The organism is Dactylosporangium darangshiense (assembly GCF_039537565.1).
GTDB lineage: Bacteria > Actinomycetota > Actinomycetes > Mycobacteriales > Micromonosporaceae > Dactylosporangium > Dactylosporangium darangshiense.
In genome coordinates this window covers 1-8,183 of record NZ_BAABAT010000119.1, presented here as the reverse complement: position 1 = coordinate 8,183, position 8,183 = coordinate 1, and the positions used below count along the sequence as shown (strand labels likewise).

General features: G+C 73.3%; 1 protein-coding gene. It reads left to right on the top strand.

Features of this window, described 5'->3' with window-relative positions; genetic code table 11:
* Positions 1–8,183, top strand: an 8,183-nt coding sequence (locus ABD901_RS57740) for an amino acid adenylation domain-containing protein (protein WP_345144759.1), incomplete at both ends; no start/stop codon positions are given.

Here is an 8,183-nt window from a genome sequence, read left to right as displayed (position 1 = left end):
TCCGCGGCCACCGCATCGAACCCGCCGAAATCCAAACCGCCCTCACCACCCACCCCGCCATCACCACCGCCATCGTCACCGCCCACAACCAGCAACTCACCGCCTACCTCATCGGCCCCGACGGCCTGCCGCCCACCGATGAACTCCGCGCGCACCTGCAGCGCACCTTGCCCGAGCACATGATCCCCACCCACTACATCGAACTGACGCACCTTCCACTCACCGCCAACGGCAAGCTCGACCGCAAGGCCCTGCCCGAACCCGACACCCACCGGCCTGACCTCACCACCGCCTACCAACCGCCGACCACCCCGACCGAAGCACTCCTCGCCGGCATCTGGGCCGAACTGCTGCACCTCGACCAGGTCGGGGTCACCGACAACTTCTTCGACCTCGGCGGGCACTCCCTGCTCGCCACCCAAGCCATCGCCCGCCTCGGCATCGACCTGCCCCTCGCCGCCCTCTTCGACCACCCCACCATCAAAGACCTCGCCCACACCATCGACACCACCACCAACACCAACACCCTCGCGCCGATCACACCCACCGACCGCAGCCAACCACTACCCCTGTCCTACGCCCAGCAGCGCCTGTGGTTCCTGGCCCAACTCGACCCGGACTCCACCGAGTACCACTTCCTCGTCCGGATTCCCCTCCCGGCACCCGTCGACGTGTCCGCGCTGAACGCGGCGTTGTCGACGATCGTCGAGCGCCACGAGGTCCTGCGCACCAGGTTCGTCGCGGACGCCGACGGCGTCCCCCGTCAGGTCATCGACCCGCCCACAGCGATCGCGCTGTCTACAGTGGACATCTCCGGCGCCCGGGACGAGACCCGGGTCCCGTTCGTCCTCGCCGACGGACCGCTGCTGCGCGCGGCGCTCGTCCGCGTTGCCGACGATCAGCACGTGCTGGCGCTGTGCATGCATCACGCGATCTTCGACCAGTGGTCCACCCGCCTGTTCGAGCGAGAGCTCGCGACGCTCTACGCCGCCTACCGCGACGGGCGGCCGGACCCGCTGCCGCCGCTGCCGATCCAGTACGCCGACTACGCCGCCTGGCAGCGCGCCTGGTTCGCGGGCCCGGTCCGGCAGGCGCAGCTGGACTATTGGCTCGGCCGGCTGGCGAGCCCGCCCGTCCTGGAGCTGCCGACCGACCGGCCCCGGGCGCGGGTGCGCAGCACCGCCGGCGCGATCCTGGACTTCACGGTTGCGGCCGAGACCGCGGCCGCGCTGCGGGACCTGTCGCGGCGGCACGCGACCACGATGTTCATGACCGTGCTGGCCGCCTACGCGGTACTGCTGCACCGGCACACCGGCCAGGGCGACCTGCTCGTCGGCACGCCTATCGCCAACCGCAACCAGGCCGGCACCGACGACCTCATCGGCTTCTTCATCAACAACCTCGTCCTGCGGATCGACCTCAGCGACGACCCGACCGTCGGTGAGCTGTTGCGGCGGGTGCGCGTCACCGCCCTGGAGGCCTACACCCACCAGGACCTGCCGTTCGAGGAGCTGGTCGACGAGCTCGTCCACGACCGGGACCGCTCCCGCACCCCCCTGATCCAGACGATCTTCACCCACAACACGAGCGAGGACGACCTGACGAACCCGCCGCGCGCCGACGGGGCCGTGCGGACGGCGGCGATGCTCGACCTCGCGCTCACCACAACCGACGCCCCCAACGGCCTGGCCGGCACCTTCGAGTACAGCACCGCCCTGTTCGACCGCTCGACCGTGCGGCGGATGGCCGAGCACCTCACGGTGCTACTGGAGGCGATCGCCGTCCGCCCGGACGGGCCGGTATCCAGGCTGCCGATGCTCACCGCCGCGGAACAGGGTCAGCTGCGGGCCTGGAACGACACCGCGGCGGTGGTGCCCGGCGTCGCCACCGTCTACGAGCACGTCGCCCGGCACGCCCGTACCCGGCCCGGCCACATCGCGATCGTCCACCACGACCGGTCGCTCACCTACGCCGAGCTGGACGCGGCATCCGACCGGCTGGCGCGCCACCTGCGCAGCCTCGGCGTTGCCCCCGGCGCCGTCGTCGGCATCTGCCTCGAACGCGGACCGGAGGTCCTCGTCGCGGCCCTCGCGACGTGGAAGGCCGGGGCGGCGTACGTCCCGATGGACCCGGAACAGCCGGCCGACCGGCTCGCGTTCATGCTCGCCGAGAGCGGGGCACGCATCCTCGTCGCCACCCGGCGGGCCGCCGAGCACCTGCCGGCGCCGCTACCGACCACGGTCTGGCTCGACGCCGGCGTGCCCGACGCCGACGCCGCGCTCCCCGGCCCGGCCGGCCCGGACGCGCCCGCCTACATCATCTACACCTCGGGTTCGACCGGCCGTCCCAAGGGCGTCGTCGTCGCCCACCGCAGCCTGATGAACCTCCTCACGTCGATGTGGGACAAGCCGGGCCTGGCCCCCACCGACGTGGTGCTGGCCGTGAACACCTTCAGCTTCGACATCTGCAAGCTGGAGCTGTACCTGCCGCTCGTGGTCGGTGCCCGCCTCGTCATCGCCGACCCCGCCACGGCCCGCTCGCCGCGGGACCTGGCCGCGCTGCTCGAGGCGGCTGAGGTGACGGTCCTGCAGGCCACGCCGGCGACCTGGCGGATGCTCATCGAGGACGGCTGGGCCGGCGCACCCGGCATGGTCGCCCTGTGCGGCGCGGAGGCGCTGCCGGCCGACCTCGCCACCGCAATCCTCGACCGGACCGCGCGGCTGTGGAACCTGTACGGGCCGACCGAGACCACGGTCTGGTCGTCCCGGCAGGAGATCACTCGCGACGGACCGGTCACGCTCGGCCGGCCCATCGCCAACACCACCCTGCACGTCCTGGACCCGCATCTCAACCCGGCCGGCGTGGGCGTGGCCGGCGAGCTGTACATCGGCGGGACCGGCGTCGCCCACGGCTACTTCAACCGCCGGGCCCTGACCGCCGAACGGTTCGTCGCCAACCCCTTCGACGCCGACGGCTCCCGGCTGTACCGCACCGGCGACGTCGTCCGGCGCCGGCCCGACGGCCAACTGGCGTACCTCGGCCGCACCGACCACCAGATCAAGCTGCGCGGCTATCGGATCGAGCCCGCCGAGGTCGAGCACGCCCTGACCGCGCACGCCGCCGTGGCGGCCGCGCTCGTCATCGCCGCCGACCACCGCCTCGTCGCCTATCTGGTGCCCGCGGGCGCCGGCATTCCGAGCGTCGCGGAGCTGCGCGGTCACCTGACGGCCACGCTGCCGCAGTACATGATCCCGTCGGTCTTCGTCGAGCTGGCCGAGTTCCCCCGCACCCCCAATGGCAAGATCGACCGCGCGGCCCTGCCCGACCCCGCCGGCCGGCCCGACCTCGCCGACTACCGGGCCCCCGGCACCCCGACCGAGACGGCGCTGGCCGCGATGTGGCAGGACCTGCTCGGGCTGCCGCGGGTCGGGGCCGACGACAACTTCTTCGACCTCGGCGGCCATTCGCTGCTCGCGACCCGAGCCATCGCCCGCGTGCGCACCGAGCTGGGGGTGGAGGTCCCGCTCGCCGCGCTCTTCGACGACCCGACCGTCGCCGGCCTGGCCGCCGCGATCGACGCGACGGCGACGGGTGTCGCGGTCCCGCCGATCGTCGCGGCCGGTCGCCACGACCGGCTGCCGCTGTCCTTCGCACAGCAGCGCCTCTGGTTCGCGGCCCAGCTGACCCCGGACTCGCCCGAGTACAACGTGCCGTTCACCGTCCCGCTGGACCGGCCGGTCGATGTCGCCGCGCTCACCGACGCGCTGAGCACGGTCGTCGAGCGGCACGAGGTGCTGCGGACCCGGCTCGTCGCCGGATCGGACGGCATCGCCGCGCAGGTGATCGATCCGCCCGCGCCCTTCGCGCTGGAGGTGCTGGACGCGGCCGGGGAGGCCGAGGCCCGCGGCCTCCTCGCCCACCGGGCGCGGACGCCCTTCGACCTTGCCGAGGGGTCGCTGATGCGCGGCACGCTCGTCCGGCTGGCCGAGGACCGGTACCTCCTCGGGCTGTGCCTGCACCACGTGATCTGCGACGAGTGGTCGGTGCGGCTGCTGCTCGGCGAGCTGGGGGCGCTGTACGACGCCTACCTGGCCGGCCGGCCGGACCCGCTGCCGCCGCTGCCGATCCAGTACGCCGACTACGCCGTCTGGCAGCGGGAGTGGCTCACCGGCCCCGTCCTGGACGCCCAGCTCGACTACTGGCGCACGCAGCTCGCCGACCCGCCGGTCCTCGACCTGCCCACAGACCGGCCCCGGCCGCCGGTCCGCGCCAACGCCGGCGGCGTGGTGGACTTCGCCGTGCCGGCGGATCTCACCGCCGCGCTGCGGGAGCTGTCCCGCCGCAACGGCACGACCATGTTCATGACGCTCATGGCCGTGTACGCCACGCTGCTGCACCGGCACACCGGGCAGGACGACCTGCTCGTCGGCGTTCCGATCGCCAACCGCGCCCAGCCGGAGCTCGAGCAGCTCGTCGGGTTCTTCGTCAACACCCTGGTGCTGCGCACCCGGCTGCACGACGATCCGACCTTCACCGAGCTGCTGCGGCGCACCCGCGACACCGCCCTGGACGCCTACGCCCACCAGGACGTGCCGTTCGAGCAGGTCGTCGACGAGCTGGTCAGGGAACGCGACCGCTCCCGGACCCCGCTCGTGCAGACCCTCTTCAACCACGTGACCTCCGGCGGTGACGCCGGCCCCGGCACGCCGCCGGACCAGCCGCCGGCGGAGTCGACGCTCGTGCGGTTCGACCTCACGCTGACCGTGACCGAGTCCGCGGACGCCATGCGTGGCTCGATCCAGTACAGCACCGCCCTGTTCGACCGGGCCCGCATCGAGCGGCTGGTGGGGCACCTGCAGGCGCTGCTGACGGCGGTGGCCGCCGACCCGGAGCGCAGCCTGTCGCGGCTGCCCGTCCTGTCCGACGCCGAACACGCGCAGCTGCTGGCGTGGAACGCGACCGCGGACGCGCGGCCGGACACCGGCGGCGTGCACGACCTCGTCGCCGCCCGGGCCGCGGCGGCTCCGCAGGACGTCGCGGTCGTGTTCGACGGCCGGACGATGACCTACCGCGAGATCGACGAGGCGGCGAACCGGCTGGCGCACCATCTGCTCGGCGCCGGCGTCACGGCCGAGACCGTCGTCGGGCTCTGCCTGCGACGCGGGTTCGACAGCGCCGTCGCCGCCCTGGCCGTGTGGAAGGCCGGCGGTGCTTGCCTGCCGCTGGACCCGGCGCTGCCGGCCGACCGCCTCGCCCACATGCTCGCCGACAGCGGCGCCACTGTGCTGCTCGCGCACAACTCGACCCGGCAGCCGGCCACCGGCGGGATCGAGACGATCACGCTCGACGATGCCGCGGTCCGCGCCGCCCTGGACGGCCGGCCTGCCACGGCGCCCCGAGCCGATGTACACCCGGACCAGCTCGCCTACGTGATGTACACCTCGGGGTCGACAGGGCGTCCCAAGGGCGTGCAGGTCACGCACCGCGGGCTCGCGAACGTGCTGGCCGGCCATCGATCGGTGTTCGGCATCGACCGGGACAGCGTGCGGCTGCACTTCGCGGCGCCCGGGTTCGACGTCGCAGTCGCCGAGGTGGCCGTCGCCCTCACCGCCGGCGCCCGGCTGGTGGTCGCCGGCGAACCGGAACGCGCGCACCCGGACCGGCTCATCGCGCTGATCCGCGCCGAGCACGTCACCGTCGCGACCCTCCCGCGCGTGCTGCTCGCCTCGATCCCCGACGCGGAGGACCTGCCCGAACTGCGCACCCTCGTCACCGGCGGCGAACAGCTCGACGGCGACGTCGCCCGCCGCTGGGCCGGTCGGCTCCGTCTCGTCAACGCCTACGGCCCGACCGAGACGACGGTGTGCGCGACGACGGCCACGATCCCGCCCGACCTCGCCGGGCCCATCCCCATCGGCCGGCCCATCGGCAACGTCGAGACCCATCTGCTCGACCCTCACCTCAACCCGGTCCCGATCGGCGTCACCGGCGAGATCTACATCGGCGGGGCCGGCGTCGCCCGCGGCTACGCCGGCCGGCCGGCGGCAACCGGTGCCGCCTTCGTGCCCGACCCGTTCGCCGGGGACGGCCGCAGGCTGTACCGCACCGGCGACCTCGCCCGCCGCCTGCCCGACGGGCAACTGCACTTCCTGGGCCGCACCGACCAGCAGCTGAAGATCCGGGGGCACCGCGTCGAACCCGGCGAGGTCGAGTCCGCGCTCACCGGCCACCCGGGAATCGCCGCCGCCGTCGTCACGGGACACGACGGCCGCCTGGTCGGCTACGTCGTGCCGGCCGAGGCCATGCCCGCCGCCGACGAGCTACGCGCCCACCTGCGGGTCACGCTTCCCGACCACATGGTCCCGGCTGTGTACGTCGAGCTGGCCGCGCTGCCGGTCAACGCCAACGGCAAGGTCGACCGGGCGGCCCTGCCGGCGCCCGACAGCACCCGGCCCGACCTGGCCGGCGGCTACCGGGCCCCGGCCTCGGCAACCGAGGAGATCCTGGCGGGCATCTGGGCCGACCTGCTCGGCATCGACCGGGTCGGCGTCACCGACGACTTCTTCGACCTCGGTGGCCATTCCCTGCTCGCCACCCAGGCGGTCGCCCGCATCCGCACCGCGTTCAACACCGACCTGCCGCTGGCCGCCCTTTTCGACCATCCCACCGTCGGCGGCCTCACCGCCGTGGTCGACGGCGCCGCCGGGCCCCCGGTCGCTCCCGTGACGAGGGTGGATCGCGGTGGCGCGCTGCCGCTGTCGTTCGCGCAGCAACGGCTGTGGTTCCTGGCCCAGCTCGATCCGGACTCGGTCGAGTACAACGTCGCCAACGTCCTGCCGCTCGGCGGTGACCTTGACATCGGCGCGCTCGCCGCGGCGCTCACTACGGTCGTCGAACGCCATGAGGTGCTGCGCACCCGGTTCGTCGCCGGCGCCGACGGCGTCCCCGTCCAGATCATCGATCCGCCCGCCGAGTTCCCGCTGTACATTGTGGACGTTTCTGCCGCGACCGACCCGCGGGCCAGCGCGGAGGCGCTCCTCGCGCGCGATGCCCGGACGCCGTTCGACCTCGCCATCGGGCCGCTGATCCGCGCAACGCTCATCCGGGTCGCCGAAGACCGCCACGTCCTGGCGCTGTGCGTCCACCACATCGCCTCCGACGCCTGGTCCGGCCGCATCTTCAGGCAGGAGCTGTCGGCGCTGTATCAGGCGTACCGCGCCGGCGAACCGAATCCGCTTCCGGCACTGCCCGTGCAGTACGCCGACTACGCCGTCTGGCAACGCGGCCGGCTCACCGGCCACTTCCTCGAGAGCCAGCTGCAGTACTGGCGGACCCAGCTCGCCGACCCGCCGGTCCTGGCCCTGCCGACCGACCGGCCGCGGCCGCCGATCCGGTCGAGCGCCGGTGGCCTCGTCGAGTTCACCGTTGCGCCGGACCTTGCCGACGCCCTGCGCGCCCTGGCCCGGCGGCACGGCGCCACCATGTTCATGACGCTGGCCGCCGCCTACGCCGTGCTGCTGCAGCGGTACACCGGCCAGGACGACCTGCTCATCGGCACGCCGATCGCGGAGCGGGGCCAGGCCGAGACCGAGCCGCTCATCGGCTTCTTCCTCAACACCCTCGTCCTGCGGACCCGGCTGGACGACGACCCGACGTTCGCCGAGCTGCTGGAGCGGACCCGCGCCACCGCCCTGGATGCCTACACCCATCAGCATCTGCCGTTCGAGCGGCTCGCCGAGGATCTCGTCGACGATCGCGACCGATCGCGCAGCCCACTCGTCCAGACCATGTTCACGTTCGCCGCCCAGGACCGCGGCGCGGGCGGTGAAGCCGGGCGGCCGGCATCGGGCGCCGAGGACGTCGCACCGCCGGAGACCATGGCCCGCTTCGACCTGGCGCTGGCGATGGGCGACGCCGACGGCGGCCTGGCCGGGACGTTCGAGTACGCAACGGCGCTGTTCGACCACGCCACGGTACAGCGCATCGCGGAGCACTTCGTGACGCTGCTGGCGGGATTGGTTGGTGGGCCCGGGTTGCCGGTGTCGTCGGCGGTGCTGCCGGTGTCGTCGGTCGGCTGGGACGGACCGGTGGTCGAGTTGCCCGCGGTCAGCGGCGTGGACAGCCTGTTCCGGCAATGGGCAGCAGCAACCCCCGACGCGGTAGCAGTCGTCTGCGGCGAACAG